The organism is Acidobacteriota bacterium, from assembly GCA_020845575.1.
Taxonomy (GTDB): domain Bacteria; phylum Acidobacteriota; class Vicinamibacteria; order Vicinamibacterales; family Vicinamibacteraceae; genus Luteitalea.
In genome coordinates this window covers 52,715-74,577 of sequence record JADLFL010000012.1, presented here as the reverse complement: position 1 = coordinate 74,577, position 21,863 = coordinate 52,715, and the positions used below count along the sequence as shown (strand labels likewise).

23 protein-coding genes and 1 tRNA gene are annotated in these 21,863 nt (G+C 68.8%); 9 read left to right on the top strand and 15 right to left on the bottom strand.

Annotated features, from left to right (window positions below; translation table 11 throughout):
• Positions 1 to 25: 25 nt before the first annotated feature.
• From IT182_02580 to IT182_02540, 9 genes are read right to left on the bottom strand one after another with little or no spacing between them, the layout of a single operon-like run.
• Positions 26 to 508, bottom strand: a complete 483-nt coding sequence (locus IT182_02580) for a GNAT family N-acetyltransferase (GenBank protein MCC6162214.1) — start codon at positions 506 to 508, stop codon at positions 26 to 28.
• A 52-nt stretch (positions 509 to 560) separates the two neighbouring features.
• Positions 561 to 1,721 (bottom strand): ATP-binding protein, encoded by a 1,161-nt coding sequence (locus IT182_02575; protein MCC6162213.1) that lies wholly within the window; start codon positions 1,719 to 1,721, stop codon positions 561 to 563.
• A gap of 55 nt (positions 1,722 to 1,776) precedes the next feature.
• Entirely contained in the window at positions 1,777 to 2,700 is a 924-nt protein-coding gene (rsmH, locus tag IT182_02570) for a 16S rRNA (cytosine(1402)-N(4))-methyltransferase RsmH (protein MCC6162212.1), read from the bottom strand.
• Complete coding sequence (locus IT182_02565; GenBank protein ID MCC6162211.1) at positions 2,700 to 3,863, bottom strand: DUF1080 domain-containing protein; 1,164 nt, start codon at positions 3,861 to 3,863, stop codon at positions 2,700 to 2,702. The genes rsmH and IT182_02565 overlap by 1 nt, the downstream gene beginning before the upstream one ends.
• Before the next feature lie 14 nt (positions 3,864 to 3,877).
• On the bottom strand, positions 3,878 to 5,818 hold the full coding sequence (locus IT182_02560; protein MCC6162210.1) for a hypothetical protein: 1,941 nt from the start codon (positions 5,816 to 5,818) through the stop codon (positions 3,878 to 3,880).
• On the bottom strand, positions 5,815 to 7,131 hold the full coding sequence (locus IT182_02555) for a Gfo/Idh/MocA family oxidoreductase (GenBank protein MCC6162209.1): 1,317 nt from the start codon (positions 7,129 to 7,131) through the stop codon (positions 5,815 to 5,817). The genes IT182_02560 and IT182_02555 overlap by 4 nt, the downstream gene beginning before the upstream one ends.
• 1 nt (position 7,132) lies before the next feature.
• Positions 7,133 to 7,888 (bottom strand): alpha/beta hydrolase, encoded by a 756-nt coding sequence (locus IT182_02550; GenBank protein MCC6162208.1) that lies wholly within the window; start codon positions 7,886 to 7,888, stop codon positions 7,133 to 7,135.
• Complete coding sequence (locus IT182_02545; GenBank protein ID MCC6162207.1) at positions 7,885 to 9,171, bottom strand: Tm-1-like ATP-binding domain-containing protein; 1,287 nt, start codon at positions 9,169 to 9,171, stop codon at positions 7,885 to 7,887. Before IT182_02545 ends, IT182_02550 begins: the two co-directional genes overlap by 4 nt.
• Before the next feature lie 12 nt (positions 9,172 to 9,183).
• Positions 9,184 to 10,047, bottom strand: a complete 864-nt coding sequence (locus IT182_02540; GenBank protein ID MCC6162206.1) for a phosphoenolpyruvate hydrolase family protein — start codon at positions 10,045 to 10,047, stop codon at positions 9,184 to 9,186.
• 163 nt (positions 10,048 to 10,210) lie between these two features.
• Between IT182_02540 and IT182_02535 the strand changes: the two genes are divergently transcribed.
• Entirely contained in the window at positions 10,211 to 11,038 is an 828-nt protein-coding gene (locus IT182_02535) for a hypothetical protein (GenBank protein MCC6162205.1), read from the top strand.
• A gap of 266 nt (positions 11,039 to 11,304) precedes the next feature.
• Positions 11,305 to 12,624 (top strand): trypsin-like peptidase domain-containing protein, encoded by a 1,320-nt coding sequence (locus tag IT182_02530; protein MCC6162204.1) that lies wholly within the window; start codon positions 11,305 to 11,307, stop codon positions 12,622 to 12,624.
• On the opposite strand, the gene IT182_02525 is transcribed toward IT182_02530, so the two are convergent.
• Positions 12,625 to 13,809, bottom strand: a complete 1,185-nt coding sequence (locus IT182_02525; GenBank protein MCC6162203.1) for a S1 RNA-binding domain-containing protein — start codon at positions 13,807 to 13,809, stop codon at positions 12,625 to 12,627.
• A 346-nt stretch (positions 13,810 to 14,155) separates the two neighbouring features.
• Here IT182_02525 and IT182_02520 point away from each other — a divergent pair, with 346 nt between their 5' ends.
• Entirely contained in the window at positions 14,156 to 14,362 is a 207-nt protein-coding gene (locus tag IT182_02520; protein ID MCC6162202.1) for a cold shock domain-containing protein, read from the top strand.
• Positions 14,363 to 14,463: 101 nt separating this feature from the next.
• On the opposite strand, the gene IT182_02515 is transcribed toward IT182_02520, so the two are convergent.
• From IT182_02515 to erpA, 5 genes are all read right to left on the bottom strand, one after another.
• Positions 14,464 to 14,559 (bottom strand) — tRNA-Sec (locus IT182_02515).
• Between the two features lie 8 nt (positions 14,560 to 14,567).
• Positions 14,568 to 15,272 carry a haloacid dehalogenase-like hydrolase gene (locus IT182_02510; GenBank protein ID MCC6162201.1) on the bottom strand — a complete coding sequence of 235 codons (705 nt, stop codon included), beginning with the start codon at positions 15,270 to 15,272 and terminating at the stop codon, positions 14,568 to 14,570.
• A 14-nt stretch (positions 15,273 to 15,286) separates the two neighbouring features.
• Positions 15,287 to 15,985 (bottom strand): ATP-binding cassette domain-containing protein, encoded by a 699-nt coding sequence (locus IT182_02505; protein ID MCC6162200.1) that lies wholly within the window; start codon positions 15,983 to 15,985, stop codon positions 15,287 to 15,289.
• On the bottom strand, positions 15,982 to 16,959 hold the full coding sequence (locus tag IT182_02500) for a transcriptional repressor (protein ID MCC6162199.1): 978 nt from the start codon (positions 16,957 to 16,959) through the stop codon (positions 15,982 to 15,984). The genes IT182_02505 and IT182_02500 overlap by 4 nt, the downstream gene beginning before the upstream one ends.
• A gap of 67 nt (positions 16,960 to 17,026) precedes the next feature.
• Entirely contained in the window at positions 17,027 to 17,356 is a 330-nt protein-coding gene (gene erpA, locus IT182_02495; GenBank protein MCC6162198.1) for an iron-sulfur cluster insertion protein ErpA, read from the bottom strand.
• A 138-nt stretch (positions 17,357 to 17,494) separates the two neighbouring features.
• Here erpA and IT182_02490 point away from each other — a divergent pair, with 138 nt between their 5' ends.
• From IT182_02490 to prfA, 6 genes are read left to right on the top strand one after another with little or no spacing between them, the layout of a single operon-like run.
• Positions 17,495 to 18,358, top strand: coding sequence for a hypothetical protein (locus IT182_02490; protein MCC6162197.1), 864 nt, complete (start codon positions 17,495 to 17,497; stop codon positions 18,356 to 18,358).
• A 4-nt stretch (positions 18,359 to 18,362) separates the two neighbouring features.
• Positions 18,363 to 19,169, top strand: a complete 807-nt coding sequence (locus IT182_02485; GenBank protein MCC6162196.1) for a class I SAM-dependent methyltransferase — start codon at positions 18,363 to 18,365, stop codon at positions 19,167 to 19,169.
• Positions 19,170 to 19,171: 2 nt separating this feature from the next.
• The gene (gene thiD / locus IT182_02480) at positions 19,172 to 19,954 is read left to right on the top strand and encodes a bifunctional hydroxymethylpyrimidine kinase/phosphomethylpyrimidine kinase (protein ID MCC6162195.1); all 783 of its coding nucleotides are present in this window, start codon (positions 19,172 to 19,174) and stop codon (positions 19,952 to 19,954) included.
• A 4-nt stretch (positions 19,955 to 19,958) separates the two neighbouring features.
• A complete protein-coding gene (locus IT182_02475) occupies positions 19,959 to 20,462 on the top strand; it encodes a molybdenum cofactor biosynthesis protein MoaE (protein MCC6162194.1) in 504 nt (167 codons plus the stop codon).
• The gene (locus tag IT182_02470; protein ID MCC6162193.1) at positions 20,453 to 20,698 is read left to right on the top strand and encodes a MoaD/ThiS family protein; all 246 of its coding nucleotides are present in this window, start codon (positions 20,453 to 20,455) and stop codon (positions 20,696 to 20,698) included. Before IT182_02475 ends, IT182_02470 begins: the two co-directional genes overlap by 10 nt.
• Positions 20,699 to 20,716: 18 nt before the next feature.
• Entirely contained in the window at positions 20,717 to 21,802 is a 1,086-nt protein-coding gene (prfA, locus tag IT182_02465; GenBank protein MCC6162192.1) for a peptide chain release factor 1, read from the top strand.
• Positions 21,803 to 21,863: the final 61 nt, after the last annotated feature.

The window sequence follows — 21,863 nt, the reverse complement described above, 5'->3', positions numbered from 1 at the left end:
CAGATGCGCTGACGTCACCGCTCCTTCAGAGACACCGGAACATCACGAGAGCGTCGACAGGGCCGAGCATTGGGTGATGAAAAGCCCCGGGCAGTCGTCCGACGACGTCGAATCCCAGTGACTGCCACAACCGCACGGCTCGCTCGTTGCTCGACACGACGAAGTCGAACTGCATGGCGCGATAGCCCCCGGCGCGCGCATGCGCGATCGAGTGCTCGCCCATCCGTCGCGCCACGCCACGTCGTGTCGCCGCTGGATCGGTCACGTAACCGCAGGTGCAGACGTGGCTGCCGCCACCGGCCTGATTGCGTCCCGGGTAGTACGTGCCGACGACGGTCCCATCGTCTTCAGCGACGAACGTCTCCTTGTCAGGCCCCATCCAGTACGCGAGCGCGTCAGTTTCGCTCATGTCCCTGTCGAGCGCATACGTCTCACCCGCACGGACAACGGGTTCGAGCATCGACCAGATGGCCGGGGCATCCTGCGTCCCTGCCGCACGAATCGTGATCACGATGTAGGGTGCTCCTTGGCCTGTCGCCCGTCCTGGTCGGCTCGCCTGCCTACAACGGGTGGAGTTCACTGATCAGGGCTGATGCGCTGACGGCTCTGATGCGCGGCATCAACGGGAACGAATCATCCCCAGCGTGTACGACAGTGAGCGACGTCAGTCCGAGATCGCTCAGCGCCGAGCGCATCGACGGCGTCACGCCGGGTGCTGACGTCCGCTTGACCTCGAATCCCAGCCGCCGCTTGCCGCGCACGACGAGCAGATCGAGTTCGGCGCCGGTGTGCGTCCGCCAGAAATGGATCTCGTTCGACCCGGCTCCGAGACGCTGGACGACCTGGTCGATGATGAATCCCTCCCACGACGCGCCGAGCGACGGATGACCTTCGACATCACGCACCGTCTGGAGATTGAGCAAGGTGTGCAGCAGCCCCGAATCACGGATGAACACCTTCGGCGCCTTCACCTGACGCTTGCCCATGTTCTCGAACCACGGACGCAGTTGCCTCACCACGAGCGCATCGGTGAGCACGTCGAGGTATCCACGCGCCGTGGTGTCCGCGACACCGAACGAACGTCCTATCTCGGACGCGTTCCACACCTGCGCATGGCGGTGCGCGATCATCGACCAGAATCGCCGCATCGTCTCGGCGGCGACACCGACACCCAGCGACGGCAGATCGCGTTCGACGAACGTCCTCACGAACGCCTGTCGCCATGTCAGGCTGTCGGCATCGGAGCGCGCGAGGAACGCCAGCGGGAATCCGCCGCGCAGCCACAGTCGATCGAGTCGGCTGACGCCGACCTCGTCGAGAGAGAAGCCGGGAAGTTCGTGGTAGGCGATCCGGCCGGCCAGCGTTTCGGACGACTGCCGCAGGAGAGACGGCGACGCGCTCCCGAGAACCAGGAAGCGAACTCGGCGCGGGCGCCTGTCTGCCAGCACCCGAAGTGCCGGAAACAGCTCGGGCCGGAACTGGATCTCGTCGAGCACGACGAGCCCCTGAAGCCCGGCGAGCGCGAGGCGCGGATCCGTGAGGCGCGCTCTGTCGGCGGGATCCTCCAGGTCGAACCACACGGTGCGACGGCCTGACATCCGCGCGACCTGCCTCGCCAGCGTCGTCTTGCCGACCTGCCTGGCACCGAGGATGGCGACGACGGGGAAGCGCGCCAGCAGTCGGGTCACGCGCGCGGCGTGCTCGCGACGTTCGATCGCCATGGCGGTACCCTACCATGACAATTCGGCGTGTCACACCGAATTTTCATGGTCGTGATCACGCGCGTACGACGGCCCAGCGGAGCTTCGCCGACGCGGCGCGGCGGTTCGCGAAGGTCTCCGCCTTCGCCGATCTGACGACGGGGTCGGCGATCGTTGCGTAGGTGCCGGCACGCAGGCCTTCGCGTAAGGCATTCTTCACGCGTCTGTCTTCGCCTGAATGGAACGTGAGAAACACCGCGCGGGCGCCGGGACGCAGGCACGAGGGCAGGACGCGAAGGAGTTCGTCGAGTGCCGCGAACTCGTCGTTCACCAAGATGCGCAGCGCCTGGAACGTGCGGCGGATCGACATCTTGACGTCCGCGCGCGGCAGATCCGGAAGGGCGCCACGCAGGCCGACCCGTATCAGTCGCTCCAGCGCGTGCGTGGTCTCCGGACGCCGCTCGACGATGAGGCGCGCGAGGAGATCGGCGTGTGGTTCGTCGGCGTTGGCGGTCAGCACCGCCGCAAGGGCGTCGCGATCGAACGACGCGAGGCGCTGCCAGGCAGGCACGCCTGTCGTCTGATCCATCCGGAGATCCAGCGGGCCCGGGTGCTTGTAGCTGAACCCGCGTGCGGGCGTGTCGTGCTGCATGGCCGACACGCCCAGATCGACGAGGACCAGATTCGCGGCGGTCATGCCTGCCGCGTCCATCACGGTCGGCAGCCGCCTGAAGTCGGCGTGCACCACCGTGGCGGTATCCGGGCCATGACCTGCCGCGCGGATACGCGCCTCCGCAAGACCGAGTGCGCCGGGGTCGACGTCGAGCCCCAGGAAGCGGCCCCCCGGCATCACTCGATCGAGAATCGCGAGCGCGTGGCCGCCACCGCCGAGCGTGCAGTCGACCGCCACGTCGTCGGGCGATGGACGAAGGTGGCGCAGGACCTCCGCCACCATGATCGGCACGTGCGGCGACGCGTCGGCACTGCGCGCGGATGCCATCAGGGCAACGGCTTCACGAAGACGTTGGCGAACTCCACGCGCCGCCCGACAGGCACGAGCGCCAGCCGTCCGCGCGCGGGCAGCCCCTCCTGCACCGCGTTGTCGATCACCGTCGTGCCGTTGACCGTCATCGTGAGGCGACTGCCGACGATGCGCTGCACGACGCGGTTCCACTTGCCGGCAGGTTGCACGCCGGGTCCGGCCTGAGCGACGACCACCGCCCGCGCGCCGGACGGCAGGACATCACGCAGGGCTGTCGGTGTCTCACCCGCGACAGGCTCCGCCTCGTCGACCCACCGCCAGTCCGTGACGATTTCCACGTCGCCGTAGCTGTCTGCCGACAGCAACGGCATCGGCCGGCCGGAAGGCTCGCTCTCGTGCGTCATCGTCCAGTCTGTGGCCTTCCACGTCACGGCCCTGTCGGCGGGCAGCAGCCAGCCATCGAGGCTCGCGCCGTCGTACCGCGCCTTGTGTCCGTCGTACGCGGTGGAGACGTGCTTCGGGTCGAGCGCGCCAGACGAGGGCAGTTCTCGAATCCTGATGTTGCGGAAGAGCGTCGGCGCTCCCTCCGACTCCAGCGCGATGTATCCCTTGCGCGGCGAGATGTCGTATCCGCCCGACACTTCCTTGCCGTTGACGGCGAGCTTGAGCGTGCCGTTGTTGGCGGTGATCCGGTAGTGGTTCCACTCGCCGACACCCTTCGCGCGATGCTCGCTCGGGAGGCTGCGCATCGACCCGCGCGGGTGCGGGCGGTCCGGCGTGAGCACGGCGCCGTGGATCGCGAAGACGTCGCCGTGGCTCGTGTACGTCTCGGAGTTGCGGCCGTCGAGGATCTGCACCTCGATGGCGCGCAGGAACGGCTGGCCGCGCGCCGGCAGCGCGTCGGCCCAGACGAAGACGCCGGCGTTGCCGCGCGGCTGCTGGTGCATGTACTCGAGCTCGAGCACGAAGTTCTCGTACATGCGCTCGGTGCGAATCTCGCAGATCGGCGCGCCCGTCGACGCGATCATGCCGTCGCGCACGGTGAACGTGTCGGCAGCGCAGTTGATGTTGACCCACCCGTTCAACGTGGTGCCGTCGAACAGGGGCGTGAACGTCTCGTCCTGCGGGGCTGCGCCGAGGCACAGCACCGCGGCAGCCAGCACGGAGGCGCGTCGCATCATGAGCGAAGTCTACGTCACCAGCCACCACCTCCGCCGCCGCCGGAACTGCTGCTGCTCGAGTCGCTGCTGGAGTAGCTGGAACTGCTGTCGGAGCCGCTCGAACTGCTGCCCGGTGTCGCAATGGGGGCGGCGAGGGCCGCTGCCGCCGTCGCCCACGCGGCGCCACCACCCGCCCCGCCGGAGCGACCGCCGCCGAAACCCGTCCACGCGGGCGCGCTGCTCGACGACTCGGACGTGTCGTCGGATCGTGACGCGTGCCGCTCGTCGTCATTGGTGTGCGTCGCGCGAGGGTGGCTCGTGGACCACCGATCCATCTGCGGACCGAGGCCGAACGCCAGCAGCCACGGCGCCCATTGGTCGCGCAGGGCTGGCCGGGGCTTGCGCAGTTCCCGCGCGAAGTACCCCCGCGCCGCAGCCAGGCGCCGCCGGAACGCGATGACCTCCGGGACTTCCAGGGATCGGGGCCCGACGAGGGCCATGTTGATCATGGCCAGCGCGAGGACGAGGACACCCGCGAGGCCGAGCGTCGTGAGCGGCGGCTCATCGAGGTGGACCCTGCCCGCGAGACGCCAGAGCCACGAGGCCGTCGCCCATGCCGCGAACACGGCCGGCAAGAGGGCCACCAGTGCGGCGATGCGCCCGAGATGGAGGCGCGGCCGGAAGACCGAGGCCGCGACAGACAATCCGATGGCCGCGGCGATCGCGGGAAGGAGCAGGAGCCACACCGCCGGCGGCAGACCCGTCGACCACGCCGAGACGCCGAGCAGGACGACACCGAGGCAGATGAGACCTGCCGAGACGAAACCCTGCGGCGCTGGACGAGGCGTGCCGGGAGGCAGGATCCCTCGCATCTCGAAGGTCACACCCGACGAGATGAACTCGACGGGATTGAAGCCCATGTGCCGGTAGTGCGCGCGGACGATCTCCGGTGTGATCTCCGTGCGCCCAGCAGCGAACAGGGCGTCGATGAGGCCGCGCTCGTAGTCCACGAAGACATTGCGTCCCTGAGTCAGGTGCAGCGAGAACCTGGCCCCACCGTCACCCACGACGCTGCGAAGTTTGCCTTCGCGTTCGAGGCGCGCGAGCACCGCCAGCACCTCCGGCATGCCGACCTTGTTGTCCCACGCCGCGCCCACGACCTCGGGCTTGTAGCGCAGCACGTGCTCCTCGAGCCACGCCTCGTCGATGTCGGTCTCGAGCGGCGCGAACCGTCCGCTCGCGCCTTCGATCGCGAAGTACCTGCCGATGCCAGCCAGTGTCAGCACGACGAGTGCCCACGCCGCGGGGCCGAGCAGCGGACTCTGCCGTTGCGGCTGTAGCGCGACAGGCAGTTCAGCACCCACGAAGCGAAGGGGGACGTTCACCACGAGTCCCTGACCTGGGCCGATCATGGTGCGCGTGAACGTGCCGGGGAAGTCGTCGGGCGCGCGCCACTCCGGGTCGAACGTGAGATCGAGCGAGAAGTCCTCGATGGTATCGCCACGATCGGGAAACGCGAAGTCGTGGTTGAGACGGAACGTGCCGCCCTCGTCGACCAGAATGCCGCGCAGCACGTACGTGATCTCGTACCGGAGCGGTGTGTCGGCGAATGGCGGATCGGACGCCAGCCGGCTGCGCCATCGGAGGCGCTGGCGGTCCGCCCACGCGTAGTCGTCCACGTCGCCGAGGGCGGCGTCTTCCGTGAGCGCGATGCGCTCGTTGCCGTTCACGCGCCACAGGCCACGCAATTCGAGCCGCTGGCGCCCGCGAATGTTGAACGTACGCTCGCCACCGTTCCAGTCGCCCGTGAAGACCATCGAATGCGCTTCGGTCACCGTCAGTGCACCAGTGGCGTCGATGTGGGCCTCGACGTCGAGCCGGTCCCAGACGACCCGCCGCTGCGCGGTCGCATCAACCGGCCACACGCCGAGGCAGGCGAGCACCAGCAGCAGGACGCGCACGGTCCGGCGGGTCATGCGTCCCACTTCATGACGGCGGTCTCGCGTATCGCCCGGTTGATGAGGTGTGCACACGCCGCTGCGCGATGGCCGAACCGTGCGTCCTCCACGGGCTGGGTTCGCGACTTCACGGCGGCGACGAACGCGCGGACGTGCGCGACACTCGGGTCCTCGCCGCGGGTGGTCCATCGCTCCTCGGCCGGCAACACCTGCTCGGGCAGCGACGAGGGGCGCTCGTCGGCCCGGTTCGCCGGATCGGCGTAGTACGCGCGTTCCAGGGCCTCCGGCCAGGCGCTCACCACCCACCCGTTCGAGTTGCGCGCGTGCTCCGGCGCCACGCGCAGCCCATCGCCCACGATGTGGAGCGCCCCCTCGGTGCCGTAGATGTGCACGCCTTCTTCGCCGCCCGTGCTGTTGAGCGTGCAGCTCAGGGTGACGGTGAAACCCTCCGGATAGGTGAGGATGGCGTCGATCGTGTCGGGCACTTCGTGCGTGCCCTTCCATCGGTGCGTGGCGCCCGAGGCCACGATCTGCGACGGATGCTCCACGTCCATGATGAAGTGGATGTCCGTGACGAGGTGGACGAAGAGATCCGTCGCGAGGCCGCCCGAATAGTCCCAGTAGCAGCGCCAGCGGAAGAAGCGCTCTGGGCTGAACGCTCGCGCGGGCGCCGGCCCGAGGAAGCGCGGCCAGTCGATCGTCCGTTCACTGGCGTCGGGTGGAATCGGATAGAGCCAGGCGCCGCCGGCGGTGTTGCGGTTGAACGCCGCGCGCACCAGCGTGATCTGCCCCAGGCGTCCGCTCCGCACGATGTCGCGCGCCTTGTGGAGCCGCGGCGTGCTGATGTCCTGACTGCCGACCTGAAGGATGCCCGCATGCCGGTCCACGGCGGCGATGATCTCGGGGCCCTCGGCCACCGCGTACGTCAGCGGCTTCTCGATGTAGACGTCCTTGCCCGCGCCGAGCGCGGCCACCGCCATCGCCTTGTGCCAGTGGTCCGGAGTGGCGATGAAGACGGCGTCCACACCCTTGTCGTCGAGGATCGTCCGGTAGTCGCCGACGATTGTGGCCGTCCCGCCCGTGCGAGCCTTCGCGCGTTCGGCCCGGCCTGTGTAGGCATCGCAGAGTGACACGACGTCGATGCTGCCAGTGGCGTTGCACGCCTCGATCAACTCCTGCGCGCGCGCGCCGGTGCCGATGAAGCCGACCCGCAGGCGATCGGACGGCGCGACGGACGCGACGCGAGAGGCGCCTGCCGCACGCGTGGACACGCCGAGGCCGGCCGAGGCCCCCGCGACGACCGTGGACCTGAGGAAATCCCGTCTGCGCACGCTACTCCTTCCGAGTGGCCGCTCCGAGCCACGACACGACGGCGCCCGCCATCGCGGGAATCGCGCCGGTGAACCTGTGGTCCACACCCGGCAGCACGACGAGATCGGGCCGTCCGCCCGCCGCCGCTCGTGCATCGATCGCATCCTGCAGCGGCACGAGTTCGTCGGCATCGCCGTGCACCAGCAGCCACGGGATGTGGATCGCCGCTGCCTGCGACGTGAGAGACCCGAGACGACGCGCGTCGGCGGCGAGCGTCGAGTTCCACACGCAGTCAGGCTTGTCGAGCATCAGTCCTTCGCCGGGCACAAGGTGGCCGAACGTGCGTTCCATGAAGGCGTGCACGTGAAACATGCCCGCGAGCGACACCAGCCACTCGATGCGTGCGTCTGCCGACGCGCGGAGCACGCCGACGGCACCGCCCATGCTGTGGCCCGCATAGACGAACCGTCGCACGCCCCACGCCTCGAGGGCGTCGAGCACGCTGCCCAGATCGCCTGACTCCTTGCTGGGACAGCTCGCCTCGAACGCCCCCTCGGACACGCCGTTGCCGGAGAAGGACACCAGCAGCGATGCGATGCCGGCCTGCGCCAGCGCGGCAGCCAGATCGGTCTGCCACGGGCGGTCCCAGTGCGACGTCACGCCGTGGCCGATGACCACGACGAGATCGGGTGCCTGACCCGCGTCGCCCACGAAGGCGTGATCGAGCCGCTCTCGCTCCGCATTGCGGATCTCGAACGGCAGCGCTCCGGTGATCATGTGCGCTTCGTCTTACGCGATGCGCGCGCGACGGGACGACGGCGGCCAGCCTGCTGCCGTTCCACGAGCGCAATCAGCCGATCCACCGCCTCGTCGACGAACATCGGATCCTCCGCGTGCAGCGGACGCTCGACGATCTCGATCGTCGACGGCATGGCCTTCTTCAGCGCGGCGAAATACGCGGCGTCGCCCTTCGGGTCGTTGAGCGGACCGCCGGGCATGGCGTAGCTTCCGGTGCCGAGCGTGGGGATCATCAACACGGCGTTGCCGCGCGTGTGCTGCAGGCGCCTGCCGACCTCGCGTGCCACTGTGCGAAGCTCCTTCGCATTCAGCCGAGGCGCGAGTACGACCTCGTTGTGCCACACGTGGCGATGGTCCTTCCAGCGTTCCGGCAACTGATGCGGCGTCGACACGAGGATGCCCAGGTGCTCGGAACCACCAGGCACGAGCACCTGCGGGAGGCCGAGCGCGCCGGCCACCGTCAATCGCTCCTGTCCACCGGCGCGCAGCGCGTGGAACAACTCGTCGCTGATCTCGCCCATCGCGTAATCGAAGACGGCACCGATGATGCCCTGCTTCATCATCAGCTCCATCGCGCGACCGCCGGTGCCCACGGCGTGGAACACGATGGCCTCGTATCCGCGTGCGCGAAAGCGTTCGAGCGCATGGAGCGTGCCGCGCGTCAGCACGCCGAGGTTCGAGATGCCGATGAGCGGCTTGCCGCCGCGTGCACGCGTGCGCAACGACACGCCGACCTGCGCCATCCCGTGCGCCGCGCCGGCCGCGTTGGCGAGCACCTTCCGCATGAAGGTGTTCAGGCCGATGATGTCGCCCACCGAGAACATCATCGTGATGTCGGAGATGCCGACGTACGACGAGGTGTCGCCCGAGGCGACAGTCGAGACCATCACCTTCGGGACGCCGTACGGCAGGGCGCGCATCACGGCGGTACACGCCGCGGTGCCCTGCAGGCCGCCCAGACCGATGACGCCGTGGACCTCGCCGGCCTGCAGGCGCTTCAGGAGGATCCGCGTGGCTCCGGCCGCCATCACGGGTTGCGACGTCTCCCGCGACTTGCCCGCCTGGAGTGCCTTCAACGACGCCCCGCCCGCGCGCGCCACCTGGCTGCGCGTGACGTCTGCGCGCGTGGCCGGCGCATCCATCACGCCGATGTCCACGAGCAGCGCGCCGCTGCCCAGTGCTTCGAGTTGCTCACGCAGGAACGCGGCTTCCTGTCCCTTCGTGTCGAGCGTCGCCAGGACGGCAATCACCTTCTTCGCCATGATCGTCTCCGCTTACCTGTTGTCGCTGAACCGCAGGGCCTGGAACTCACGCGCGGCGGCGGACACGGCTTTCTCGATCGGCAGGCGCTCGGTTGAGGACCCCGTCCAGAAGCCCTCGCACGACGTGTGATCGAGGATGTACTGCGCGTCGGCCGGCGTCTCCATCGCGGCGCCGTGCGCCACGAGGATGATGTCAGGCTTGAGCCGGCGCAGCTTCTGGTTGGCCTCCTCCGTGCGCCGCGCCGTCTCCTCGATCGTCTCGCCCGAGTCGTATCCGCGCAGCCCTCCCTTGGTGGTGCCCGCGTGGAAGCAGAAGATGTCGGGCTGCGCCTCTTCCACGAGCTGCATCGAGTCTTCCTCGTCGAAGGCCAGGCCGATCGTGACCATGTCCATCTCGCGTCCGAGCTTCAGCAGATCGATCTCGTTCTGCATCGTGATGCCGGCGCTCGTCAGCACCTTGCGGATCTCGCTGCCCTTGTCGACGTACGAAATCGACGGGCCGATGTTGGACACCGAGTGCACGCCCATGCGCAGGCAGTCGTCGAGCACCATGCGCATGTCCTTGAGCGGATCGTTGGCGTTGAGGCACGCGCAGATGAAGGCATCACCCTTGATGGCGGGCATGACGTCCTCGCGCGTGTAGTCGAGCGTCTGTCTGTTCGAATCCAGGATCGGCCACAACATCGACATCGTTCCCATCCCGTTGGCGCGCAGGCGCGCGCCGGAGAAGGTGTTGATGCAGTCGACGCCTGCCGATTCGAGCAGTCGGGCCACGAGGCCGCTGCCGGCGCTCGCGATGTGGATGGGCAGGCGCCGCGCCACCTTGGCGCGCAGCTTCTGCAGGATCTCGTGACGGGACGTACGCGGGACGATCACTGACTACTCCTCTCGACCATTCGAGTCTGTGCAACGCGATGCATGTTACGGGATCCGCATTCCCGACACCCTTCGACTCGCTTCGCTCGCTCAGGGCACGTTCCGGACACCGGGCACCGGCATTCGTCATTCGTCATTCGTCATTCTCTGTATCATCCCTGCCATGACGGCAACGACGTGGCTGGCGAAGCTGCCCGGGCGGCTCACGACGATCGCCGTCCTGCTCATCGCCGGCGTGATCGGTGCGGCGTACATGGCCGGCGGCGTCGACGGGCTCGCCGCCATGCTCCTCAGCAAGGAAGTCGCGCACCGCACGCCGGGTGGCGCCACGCTGCGCGGGCTGGCCGTGTCGATCCTGGAACGGCGGCCCGTCAGGCGCGACACGTTGATGCCGCTCGTCCGCCTGGTGCACACGCTCGATCCCGACGACCCGGCGAGGGACTCCGTGATTCGCGCGGCGAGCCGGCTTCTCTCGATCGGCGATGTCGACGGCGAGGAGCACGACGCGATCGCGGCGATCGATGCGGCCGCGGCGCGCGCCCTGGAACTGCCGCTCGACGGGAGCGGCGTGCTCGCGTGGCGTCCGCTCGATCCGTATTTCGTGATCTGGCTCGACGAGATGGCGAGCCCGGATCCGTCAGTGGCGGCTCACAGATTCAATACGTTGATCCCGCCGGACGGACTGCTGAACGCGGAGTGGTACCTCGACGAACTCGCCGTGGCGTTCGGCGACGGCCGACCGATCGCGTTCGAGCTGGTGGCCGACAGTACCGGAAGCAACTGGCGGCCCATGGCCCTCGCGCCAGACGGCGTGCCCGCCCACGCACGCCGGATTCGCGTCAGTACCATCGGTGAGGCGTTGCGCGTCGGCCTCTGGGGCGTCGAGCGTCACAGGCCCGACGCGCCGGACGAGGACGTCGTGGCCTGGTGGGCGCGCATCGCCGACGCACATGGGCTTCCGACATATGCCGCACACGCAGACGGCCGCTGACCGCCCGTCCGCTCTCGCGCTGGGACTCCTCGCGGTGGCGTGCCTGCTCGCGTCCGTGCAGACGGTCTCCGCGCAGGCGACGGGCGTGCTGCGCGTCACCGTCATGCTGCCGGGCGAGGACGGCGGACCATCGCTGGGCCGCCGCCATGCGCTGCTCGTCAGCGACGACCCGCCAAGCCGGTCGCCGTGGCGCGTGGTCACCGCGCTCGACGGCACGGGTCAGCTCACGCTTCCCGCGGGCCACTACATCGTCGAATCAACCGCTCGTGCTGCGCGGCAGGACGTACGAGTGGCGCGAGACAGTCGATCTGACGGCTGGTGCGACCGCCACGATCGCGCTGACAGCCGACAACGCCGAGACACGTACGGCGGCTCCGTCGGTCGGCACGCCTGGCGCGCCGCCGACCATGGACCACTGGGACATCCTGGTGGAATGGCAGGACAGCGTCGTCGAGGTGTGGACGCCGCTGATGCACGCCACGGGGCTGGTGATCGACACCACGGGATTCATCGCCACGTCACAACGCGTCCTGAAGGGCGCCACGCAGGTCGAAGTACAGGTCACGCCGCTCACGAAGGTCGCGGCAACAGTGGTCGCCTCGAACGAGGAGCGTGACGTCGCCATCCTCCGCGTCGATCCAGAGTTGCTGCTGTCGCGCCGACAGGTGCCGCTCGACTGCGCATCGCCCGCGCGCGACGTGTCGCGCGGACAGGTGCTCGGCGCCATCGGCATGCCCATGCGCCGCCAGCCCACCGCGGCGCGGGGCGTCGTGTTCCGCCTGGAACCGGGGGCTGTCACCGCTGATTTCGATGTGCCCCTCGACAGTCCCGGCGGGCCGGCCTTTGCCACCGACGGCACGCTCGTCGGGCTCACGTCGCCCGTCGAAACGGTACGTGAATCGGATCCACCGATCCGCGTGGTGCGGATCGGCGCGTTGTGCGAGGTGCTCACTGCCGCGCGAGCGGCCATGCCGACACCGCCACCATCCCGCATCGCGCTGCCCGTGGAACCCGTGCAGGTGGTGACAGACGATGTGGTGCGCGAGGGCGTGAAGCAGCGTACGGGCAGCCTCACGTCGCCGCGCGTCTCCTCGTCGGGGTTCGACGTGGACCTGATCACGCCGGTGACGGCCTACGCCAGCGAGTACGCGATGGACTTCGGTCAGTGGTCGCGCTACGTCGCCGACAAGCCGGCCGTGCTGCTGGTGCGCGCGGCGCCGCGGCAGGTTGAGAGCCTGTGGATGAAAGTGGCGAGAGGCGCGGCGCTCACGCAGGGCATCGCGCTGCCGCCGATCAAGCGATACGAACCGGGGTTCGCCAACCTGCGCGCGCGCTGCGGCACCGGCGACATCATCCCCATCCACCCCTTCATCGTCGAGCGCCGCATCTCCGAGACCGCCGCCATCAGGGAAGGGCTGTACGTGTTCGCGCCCGACGCCTTCGGACCGCACTGCGGAACGATCACGCTGGAGATCGCCTCTGAAAAGACACCCGACAAGACGGAGTCGGTACGCCTCACGGGGCCGATGCTCGAACGCATCTGGCAGGACATGGCGCCGTTCCGCGAGCCGCCCCCAGCGCGATGATCAGCGGGGGCCGAGCGCGCCGCGCAGCTTGTCGGCGAGCGATCCGAATCCCTCGACCTTCGTGACCGTGGCTCTCGATGTCGCGGCCGCCTGATCGGCGGCTTCCTCGGCGAGGCTCGCTTCGGTAGTGCCTTCGGGCAGCATCTGCACGGCGATGCGCTTCTTGTCGGCGTCGATCGCGAGCACCTGGAACGTGCCCGCCGTGCCCACCTTGATGGTCCTGCGCCAGCCGTCGCGCTGCCCCGTCGGGGCGAACGTCGACGCATGGGCCAGTGCTTCCACGCCGGGTTCCAGTTCGATGAACGCCCCGAATTCCGCGATGCGCGTCACGCGTCCCGGCCGCACCTGTCCGATGGCGTACTCGCCCGCCACCTTCGTCCACGGATCCTCGGCGAGTTGCTTGAGACCGAGCGCGATCTTCTGCGTCGCCTCGTCAACACGCAGCACCTTGACGGTGAGCGTGTCGCCCACCTTCACGGCCTCCGACGCGGCGGCCACGCGCGACCAGCCCATCTCCGACACGTGCAGCAACCCCTGCACGCCTCCGCCGAGATCCACGAAGGCCCCGAACGTGGGCACCGACACGACGCGGCCGGTGAGCACCGCTCCCGGCACAACCGAACGCCTGACCTCCTCCGCCCTGGCCTGCTGCTCCACTTCGAGGATCTGCCGGCGCGACAGCACGATGCTGCGGCCGCTGTCGCGGAACTCGGTGATGCGGAACGTGTAGGTCTGCCCGACGTGGACCTCCGGATCCTCGGTGCGGAAGATGTCGATCTGCGAGAACGGGCAGAAGGCGCGCGTGCGCGCGACGCGCACCTCGTAGCCGCCCTTCACCACGCCCTGGACCGTCCCCTCGACGGGGAGGCGGGCATGGAAGGCGTCTTCCAGTTCCTTGTCGGTGGCGGCCTTGCGGGCGAGACGGCGCGACAGCTTGATGCCACCCGCCGTCTCGATCACCACGGCCTGGATGCGGTCGCCGACCGCCGCCTCGAGCGCGCCGGCCTCGTCTTGCAGTTCGGCGACGTCGAGAACGGCTTCGCTTTTGGCGCCGATGTCCACGAGCGCCACCTCCGCGCCGATCCCGACGATGGTGCCCTCGATCGTCTGGCCTCTGGTGAACGACGCCGCCCGGGTCGACGCCTCGAAGAGTGCCGCGAACTCGTCCTGCTCTGGTTCAGTCATGCCGCGACCATGGTAAGCCGACGATGCGGCGTCAAAGTGCGATTTCCTGAACAGAACGTGCTACCACGGTCCCTCCCGGTTCACCAGCCGCGGGCCGTCCAGCGTGCCGCCACCCTTCCCAGCAGGACGGATTCATGGCATAGAGAGGAACTGTCCTTGCCCTTCGCGCGTCCTATCCATATCGTCAAGGCAGGCGGGGCGCGTCTTGCCTCGACCACGCCGGGAGAACCGCGGGGAGCGCGTACGGGACGCGCCAGTCTTCCGGCCACCATCTTCGTGGGGCTGCCCACAGTCGCGCGGAGCCTGTCGCTGCTGGACGCGGCGACGGACAATCGGAGGTCACGGTATGCCGTCGGGAACCATTGCTCGCCTGCTCATCGACAAGGGCTTCGGCTTCATTCGCGATGAAGCAGGTGTTGAACACTTCTTCCATCGTAGCGCCGTCCGCGGCGCTGTTTTCGAGTTGCTGCGCGAGGGTCAGCGCGTCGAGTTCACCGCCGAGGACTCCGGCAAGGGTCCGCGCGCGGGAGACGTCCGCCTGCTCGACGCGTAGCAGCCCGCCGCCGGGCCTGCCGCCGCTGCGGCGCGGCAAGCATTCGACATTTGGCGTCGCAGAGGGCCGGCACCATTCACGGTGCCGGCCCTTCGTCGTGATGGCGGAAGCCCCTGGGAGTCGAACCCAGCCATCCCGCATGGCGGGACACCACCGGTTTTGAAGACCGGGAGGGCCACCGGGCCCCGTTGGCTTCCAGGCGAACTCACGTGCCGGGCACCCGTCCCTGCAGCACCCGCAGCACCGCCGCCACGTCGCTGAAGTCGTCGAACACGACGTCGGCCCCGGCCTCCTCGAGCGACGCCCTGTCGAAGTGCCCTGTCGAGACGCCCACCGAACGGGTCCGGCCGACCTTCGCCACTTCGACATCGTTGGGCGTGTCTCCGATCACCACGACGTCAGCTGGCGCGATGTCGTGTCCTGTACGGGCGCGATAGCGATCGAGCGCCACCGGCAGCAGATCGTTCCTGTCGACGGCGTCCTCACCGAACGCCCCCCAGTCGAAATGGCGCCACAGGTCGAAGTATCCGAGCTTGATGGCGGCCGTCTGCGAGAAATTCCCCGTGAGCAGCGCAACATGGAACGCGGGATCGCCGGCGAGGAGGTCGAGCAGGGCCCGTACGCCGGGCAACACGCCAGGACCGCCCTGCACCTTGTCGATCTCGTCGCGCAGCGTCCCCATGTACGTGTCGCGGATGCGATCGCGCAGGTCGATGGTGATGTCGCTTCCGTCGAGGGCCCTCACCGCGTCGCGCAGGATGATGCTGTCGGTGCGTCCCGCCACGGGGATGCCGTCCAGACCGCGTTCCACGCCCATCGTCAGGTCCACGGCCTTCTGGATGGCGCGAAACCCGGCACCGCCGGTCATGATGAGGGTGCCGTCGATGTCGAACAGCAGGAGCGTAGGCATGCGTGAGCGTTCCGTTATGCGAGGGCGAGGGAGGTGAGCGCGCCCGTTCCGGGGTGCAACTGCAGGTGCCGTGTGGCCACGCGCCTGGCGAACTCGCGGTCCTGACTGCACGCCAGCACCGTCATCCCGCGCGCCTCACACACGCGCCGCACATCGTCGGCCAGCGACGGCCGATCCTGTGCGTCGAGCGCCGCCGTCGGATGTTCGAGCAGCATCAGCGACGGTGCCAGCGCGAGCGCGCGAGCCAGGTGGATGCGCATCCGTACCGGGATGGGCGCGGCGTGCGCCAGACTCGTGAACCAGACGGGATCGACGCCGGCTTCCTCGGCCAGCGCGTCGACCTGCGGCACGAGCGCATCCGGCACGGGATCGATCTCGATCGTCAGCGGCAGGGCGATGTTCTGGCGCACCGTCATGCCTTCGAGGAGCACGGCTCGCGCCGTCATCACGCCGAAGCGATCGAGGCCGGCCAGCCACGCGTCCCCGTCGACGATCGCCTGCGTCGGCTGGCCGAAGACGCGTACTTCTCCCGTGTCCGGTAGCGTCGCGCCGTTGATCAGGTTCGTCACGACCTCGGCACCCACGACGTCGATGCCACTCAGCACCACGCGCTCGCCCGCCGCGATCGACAGATCGAGCAGGCGCAGCGGTCGCAGTCCGCGGTAGTCCTTGACCACGCCGCTGCAGCGGACGACGGGGTCCGGCGCCGTCACGCGCCGGCCTGGCCCCTGGCCGTGCTTGCGTTCTCGCCCTTGTTCTTGCGCGTGAGAATGCGGTACTCGCGGATCAGCAACTCGAGATGGTCGCGCTCCTCGTCGGCGAACTCGAGGAAGATGCGCTTGCCTTCGGAGTCCTCGAACTTCTGGCCATACCGCTTGAAGAACCGATGGGAGCCACGCTCGCACTTGATGCCGAGCATCAGCGCCTCCTTGTCGCTCGTCACGTTGCGCAGTGCGTCGACACCGGCCGAGAACAGCCCGTTCGCGGCCCCCTTGAAGAAGAGGAACTGCGGCTGGTCCTCGAGGTCCGGTTCGGCGGCAAGCAGCTGGCGATAGCGGCGCTCGAGCCGATCCAGGTGGTCGTCCTCGTCGGTCGACAACTGCTCGAAGATGGCGCGGGCACGCGCGTCGTTTGTCATCGCGGCGGCTCGCAGGTAGAACTCCCGGCCCGAGCGCTCGGTGGCGATGGCAATCCGCAGTGCGTCACGCGCGAAGAGCGATTCGGTGGACGCCAGTCGTCGCGTTGGCGCACGGCCGGTGCGGCAGGCCTCGCACGTGCCGTACAACTGGACCACGGCCTGCGACACGGTGAAGGCGCGCGCCTCGGCAACCTCCTCGATCATCTGCTCGATGTCGGAGCTGAGGAACTCCATCGACTGGTTGCAGTTCTTGCAGATCAGGTGGAAGTGGCGCGGGTGGCGATAGCTGTGCTCGAACCTGAAACGGCCCTCGCCGAAGTCGACCTTCCTGGCGATGCCGGCGGCCTCCATCCAGGCGAGCGTGCGATACACGGTGGCCCGACTGATCCGCTGGTCTTCCTTGCGGATCAGGTCCACGAGGTCGTCGGCCGTCAGGTGACCGTTCTGACGCAGGAACACGTCGACGATCCGATCGCGCTTGCTCGACCGTTTGCTGCCCGGCGGGCGCAGGCTGTCGATATAGGCTGCTGTCGTTGACTGCTCTGTCATGGTTCGCGCTCGCGCGGGCCCGCACGACCCGCGCCGCTTCGTCCAGGCCGCCCGCGCCGGCGCTGGGTCAGACGGAGAACGACGAGCCGCAGCCGCACGTGGACTTGGCGTTCGGGTTCTTGATCGTGAAACCTCCGCCGGAGAGGTTGTCCACGAAGTCCACCTCGGCCCCCTTCAGGTAGCGCACGCTGATGGGATCCACGAACAGGCGCACGCCGTTGGACTCGACGACCTTGTCGACGTCGGCCGTCGGCGCGCCGTCTTCGATCATCAGGCCGTACTGGAAGCCCGAGCACCCGCCGCCCTGCACGAACACGCGCAGGCCAGCGCTGGGCTTGCCCTCTTCCGCGAGCAGTTCTTCGATCTTCTCGGCAGCGATGGCGGTGACGTTGATCATGACAAGTCAGTATACCGTTTTGCGCGGCCCAATCTCGCCGGCCGCCCGTCCCGTCCCGCCGTCCTTACTGGGTGCCGCGTGGCGCGCCCTCTTCGTACGGATGAGGCCGTCCGGCGGCACTTCATCGAGGGGAGACTCGTGATGCACGCAGTGCTGCGCGTGATGGCTCCGGTAGTCCTGCTGGTGACGATGGTGGCGTGCAACAGATCGCCGGAGGCACCGCCGGCAGAACCGGCAGGTCCCGCAACGCCATCAGTAGACGCGCCATTGCCACCTGGCGATCCCGTGCCCGTCGATCCTGCGGCACCGGCACCCGCGACGTCGGCCCCGCCAACGGCGGCAGCACCTGTCGTGGCTCGCCCGGCGCCAGCCCCGTCGGCGCCCGCCGCGCCGGTCGCCAACCCGGCACCGGCCACTTCCGCGCCGGCGCTCGCCGCTCCCGCGTCGGACATCGCGGCGGAGCCCGCGCCGCCTCCCGCGAGGCTCGTCACGATTCCGGCCAATACCGACCTGCGCCTCACGCTGCAGAGCGACGTCGCGTCGGACACGAGCAAGGTCGAGGATCGCGTGACAGCACGCGTGGCGGCGAACGTGAACGTGGGCGGCGAGACGGTGATCCCCGAAGGATCGCGCGTCACGGGCGTGGTGACGTATGCGACGCCCAGCGCCAAGGTCAAGGGCCGCGCGGCCGTCACCGTGCGATTCCGGACGCTGACCATCGGCTCTCAGTCGTACGACATCACGGCCGAGCCGCTCCGGCGTGAAGCGGCGGGCACCAAGGCCAAGGATGCGCGCGACATCGGCATCGGTGCGGGCGCGGGTGCCATCGTCGGGGGCATCATCGGCGGACGCAAGGGTGCCGGCATCGGCGCGGCTGTAGGCGGTGCCGGTGGGACCGGCGTGGTGCTCGCCACCAGGGGCGATGAAGTACGCCTGCCATCCGGTACGTCGATCACGACGCGTCTCGAGGCTCCCGTGACGGTCGAGGTGATGCGACACTGAGACCATGCGTCGCCGCGCGCTCTTAGCGACAGTGATGGTCCTGGCTGCCACGCTGGTGTCTGCACAGGGACCGCCTGCGCGCCGTGACCCGGCCCGGCCGGCACCCGCGGAGCGGCCGCAGGGTCTGGCGCCCGCGCCTCGCGCGCCGATCCCGGCGCCAACACCGCCGCGCGCCGCCGAGCCGGCGATCCAGACGCCGAGACCCGCGGCGCAGGCGCCGCCCTCGCAGCAGCGTGGGCACGGCCGGCTGTTCCAGCCTCAGCACCTCGGGATGCTCGAAGGTCCCGACCGCGAGGCGTGGCAGCAGCCCGAGCAGATCATGGACGCCCTGGGCATCGGCGACGGCTCGGTGGTCGCCGACCTCGGTGCCGGTGGCGGGTGGTTCACTGTGCGCCTGGCCAAGCGCGTGGGGCCGAACGGCCTGGTCTACGCCGAGGACATCCAGCCGCAGATGATCGAGGCCATCCAGCGTCGCGTGCAGCGCGAAGGCCTCCGCAACGTCGAGACGGTACTCGGATCCGCCGATCACCCGTCGCTCCCGCGCGCGCGGCTCGACGCGGCACTGATGGTGGAAACGCTGTACGAGGTGGAGGACCGGCAGTCGCTGCTCTCCAACGTGCTCGCCGCACTCAAACCGGGCGGCCGCCTCGGCATCGTCGAATACAAGACCGACGGCGGCGGTCCGGGACCGTCGCCCGATCAGCGGATTGCCGCGGCGGAGGTGATTCGTGCGGCGGAGGCCGCGGGCTTCCGGCTGCACCGGCAGGAGCATTCGCTGCCATACCAGTACCTCCTGATCTTCACGCCGTGACCATGCCGACTGCTCTCACGATCGCAGGCAGCGATTCCGGCGGCGGCGCCGGTATCCAGGCCGATCTCAAGACCTTTGGCGCCCTCGGTGTGTTCGGCACGAGCGCCATCACGGCGATCACGGCGCAGAACACGATGGGCGTGCGCGGCGTCGAGATGATCTCGGTGCCGCTCATCGTCTCGCAGATCGAGGCCGTCCTCGACGACATCGGGGCCGACGCCATCAAGACGGGCATGCTGGGTACGGCCGCTGTGGTCCGTGCCGTGGCCGGCGTGCTCGGTCAGCGGCGTGCAGGGCCGCTCGTCGTGGATCCCGTGATGATCGCCAAGAGCCGCGACAGGCTGCTGGCCGAAGACGCCGTCACGGCACTCGTGCGGGATCTCCTGCCGCTCGCAACAGTCCTCACGCCCAACGCGCCGGAGGCCGAGGCCCTCGTCGGGCGCCCCGTCCGTACCGAGGCCGACGCACGCGCCGCGGCACGGGCGTTGCACGCCCTCGGCCCGGACGCGGTGATCGTCAAGGGCGGCCATCTCGACACGCCGGATGTGATCGACATCCTGTTTGACGGCCACGACTTCCACGAGGCCCGCGGCCCGCGGCACGCCACGCGCCACACGCACGGCACGGGCTGCACCTTCGCCGCCGCCATCGCCGCGCATCTCGCGCGAGGCCATGCGCTGCCGGAGGCGTTCCGGCGCTCGCGCGCGTATCTCGACGGCGCGATCCGCGCGGCCCCCGCGCTCGGCAAGGGCGCCGGTCCCGTGAATCATTACTGGCTATACTGACGTGTTGACGTCCTTCGCGATCACTGCCGATCCGCTCGACGCAGCCGGCATCTCGGCGTTCGCGCAGGCTCGTCACGCCACGCTGGCCGAAGACACCGATGCGGAAGGTCCTGGGGCGATCGTGGTGTTCGTGGGCACGGTCCGAGGACGGCATCAGGGACATCGCGTGACGGCCCTGACATACGAAGCGTATGCGCCCCTTGCCGTCGCGTCGTTCGAGCGCATCGCGCGGGAAGCAGAGGATCGGGTGCCCGGCATCGTGCTCTGCCTGCACCATCGCATCGGGACGCTCGCCGTGGGCGAGACGTCGATCGTGATTGCGACGGCCGCCGCGCATCGCGTCGATGCGTACGCCGCGTCGCGGTTCGCGATCGAGCGCGTGAAGCAGATCGCGCCGATCTGGAAGCGCGAGCACGTCGGGGATGGCGCGTCGTGGGTCGACGGCACCGCGGTGGATCCCGACGACCCCGGCGCGCTGGCCGACGCCTGGACGCGCGCATGTCGGTGACGGTGCTCGTGTTCGCCCGGTTGCGCGAGGTGGTGGGATCGCCAGAAGTGATCCGCCATGTGTCGTCGCCGGCCGCTGTCGCGGACGTGTGGCAGGCCATGGTGGCTGAGTGGCCGGCGCTCGCGCCATACGCCAACAGCCTGTCGTGTGCCGTCAACGCGCGGCACGCGCGCATGACCACCGCCGTCGGCGAGGGAGACGCTGTGGCGTTCCTCCCGCCGGTGTCCGGTGGGTGAGAAGATTCGGACCTTTCGATGCTGGACAAGCTCGCGTCCGTCGAGGCGCAATACAACTACCTGATGGGCCTCATCGCCGACCCGGCGGTGCAGGCCGACGCGCAGGCGTACAGGACGCACACCAAGACCCTGTCGGATCTGCAGGAACTGGTGGACGCCTATCGATCGCTGAAGTCGCTCGAAGAGCAGCTCGCGCAGGCGCGCGATCTCGCCAGCGGGACCGACGCCGAGATGGCGGCCCTCGCGCGCGAGGAACTCACCGATCTCGAGCCGCGGCACGCTACGCTCCTCGAGCACGTCAAGTACCTGCTGATCCCGAAGGATCCCAACGACGCCAAGAACGTGGTGCTCGAAGTGCGCGCGGGCACCGGGGGTGAGGAAGCCGCCCTGTTTGCCGCCGAACTGTTCCGCATGTACGCGCGGTACGCCGAGCGTCAGGGGTGGAAGTTCGAGGTGATGTCCACGAGCGACGCCGATGCCGGCGGCATGAAGGAAGGCATCGCGACGATCGAGGGACGGCAGGTGTACAGCCACCTGAAGTACGAGAGTGGCGTCCACCGCGTGCAGCGCGTACCGGCCACCGAAGCGAGCGGGCGGATTCACACGTCGACGGCCACCGTGGCGGTGCTGCCGGAAGCCGAAGACGTCGACATCCAGGTCAACGACAAGGACCTGCGCATCGACACGTTCTGTTCGAGCGGTCCCGGCGGTCAGAGCGTGAACACGACGTACTCGGCGGTGCGCATCACGCACATCCCGACAGGCACCGTCGTGTCGCAGCAGGACGAGAAGTCGCAGATCAAGAACCGCGCGAAGGCGATGAAGGTGCTGCGCTCCCGCCTCTACGAGATGGAGCTGCGCAAGCAGCAGGACGCCATCGCGAAGGACCGCAAGAGCCAGGTGGGCAGCGGCGAGCGGTCCGAGAAGATCCGCACGTACAACTTCCCGCAGAGCCGCATCACCGATCACCGCGTGAACTTCACCACGCACCAGATCGCCGCCGCGATGGACGGCGACCTGCACGAGCTCATCGACCAGGTGACGACCTACTACAGGTCGGAACTGCTGAAGGACGCGAGCCGCACCGAGGCGGTGGACGCCTGACCTTCCGCGCCCTCGTCGCCATCGCGCGACAACGCCTGCTCGACGCAGGTCTCGACCAACG

Bases quoted from the DNA above. Each gene is read 5' to 3' on its own strand.
- erpA (MCC6162198.1), bottom strand. From the start codon at position 17,356: ATGATCAACGTCACCGCCATCGCTGCCGAGAAGATCGAAGAACTGCTC.
- IT182_02510 (MCC6162201.1), bottom strand. From the start codon at position 15,272: ATGCCTACGCTCCTGCTGTTCGACATCGACGGCACCCTCATCATGACC.
- IT182_02500 (MCC6162199.1), bottom strand. From the start codon at position 16,959: ATGACAGAGCAGTCAACGACAGCAGCCTATATCGACAGCCTGCGCCCG.
- prfA (MCC6162192.1), top strand. From the start codon at position 20,717: ATGCTGGACAAGCTCGCGTCCGTCGAGGCGCAATACAACTACCTGATG.
- IT182_02545 (MCC6162207.1), bottom strand. From the start codon at position 9,171: ATGGCGAAGAAGGTGATTGCCGTCCTGGCGACGCTCGACACGAAGGGA.
- IT182_02485 (MCC6162196.1), top strand. From the start codon at position 18,363: ATGCGTCGCCGCGCGCTCTTAGCGACAGTGATGGTCCTGGCTGCCACG.
- IT182_02525 (MCC6162203.1), bottom strand. From the start codon at position 13,809: ATGACTGAACCAGAGCAGGACGAGTTCGCGGCACTCTTCGAGGCGTCG.
- IT182_02535 (MCC6162205.1), top strand. From the start codon at position 10,211: ATGACGGCAACGACGTGGCTGGCGAAGCTGCCCGGGCGGCTCACGACG.
- thiD (MCC6162195.1), top strand. From the start codon at position 19,172: ATGCCGACTGCTCTCACGATCGCAGGCAGCGATTCCGGCGGCGGCGCC.
- rsmH (MCC6162212.1), bottom strand. From the start codon at position 2,700: ATGGCATCCGCGCGCAGTGCCGACGCGTCGCCGCACGTGCCGATCATG.
- IT182_02560 (MCC6162210.1), bottom strand. From the start codon at position 5,818: ATGACCCGCCGGACCGTGCGCGTCCTGCTGCTGGTGCTCGCCTGCCTC.
- IT182_02575 (MCC6162213.1), bottom strand. From the start codon at position 1,721: ATGGCGATCGAACGTCGCGAGCACGCCGCGCGCGTGACCCGACTGCTG.
- IT182_02550 (MCC6162208.1), bottom strand. From the start codon at position 7,888: ATGATCACCGGAGCGCTGCCGTTCGAGATCCGCAATGCGGAGCGAGAG.
- IT182_02565 (MCC6162211.1), bottom strand. From the start codon at position 3,863: ATGATGCGACGCGCCTCCGTGCTGGCTGCCGCGGTGCTGTGCCTCGGC.
- IT182_02520 (MCC6162202.1), top strand. From the start codon at position 14,156: ATGCCGTCGGGAACCATTGCTCGCCTGCTCATCGACAAGGGCTTCGGC.
- IT182_02470 (MCC6162193.1), top strand. From the start codon at position 20,453: ATGTCGGTGACGGTGCTCGTGTTCGCCCGGTTGCGCGAGGTGGTGGGA.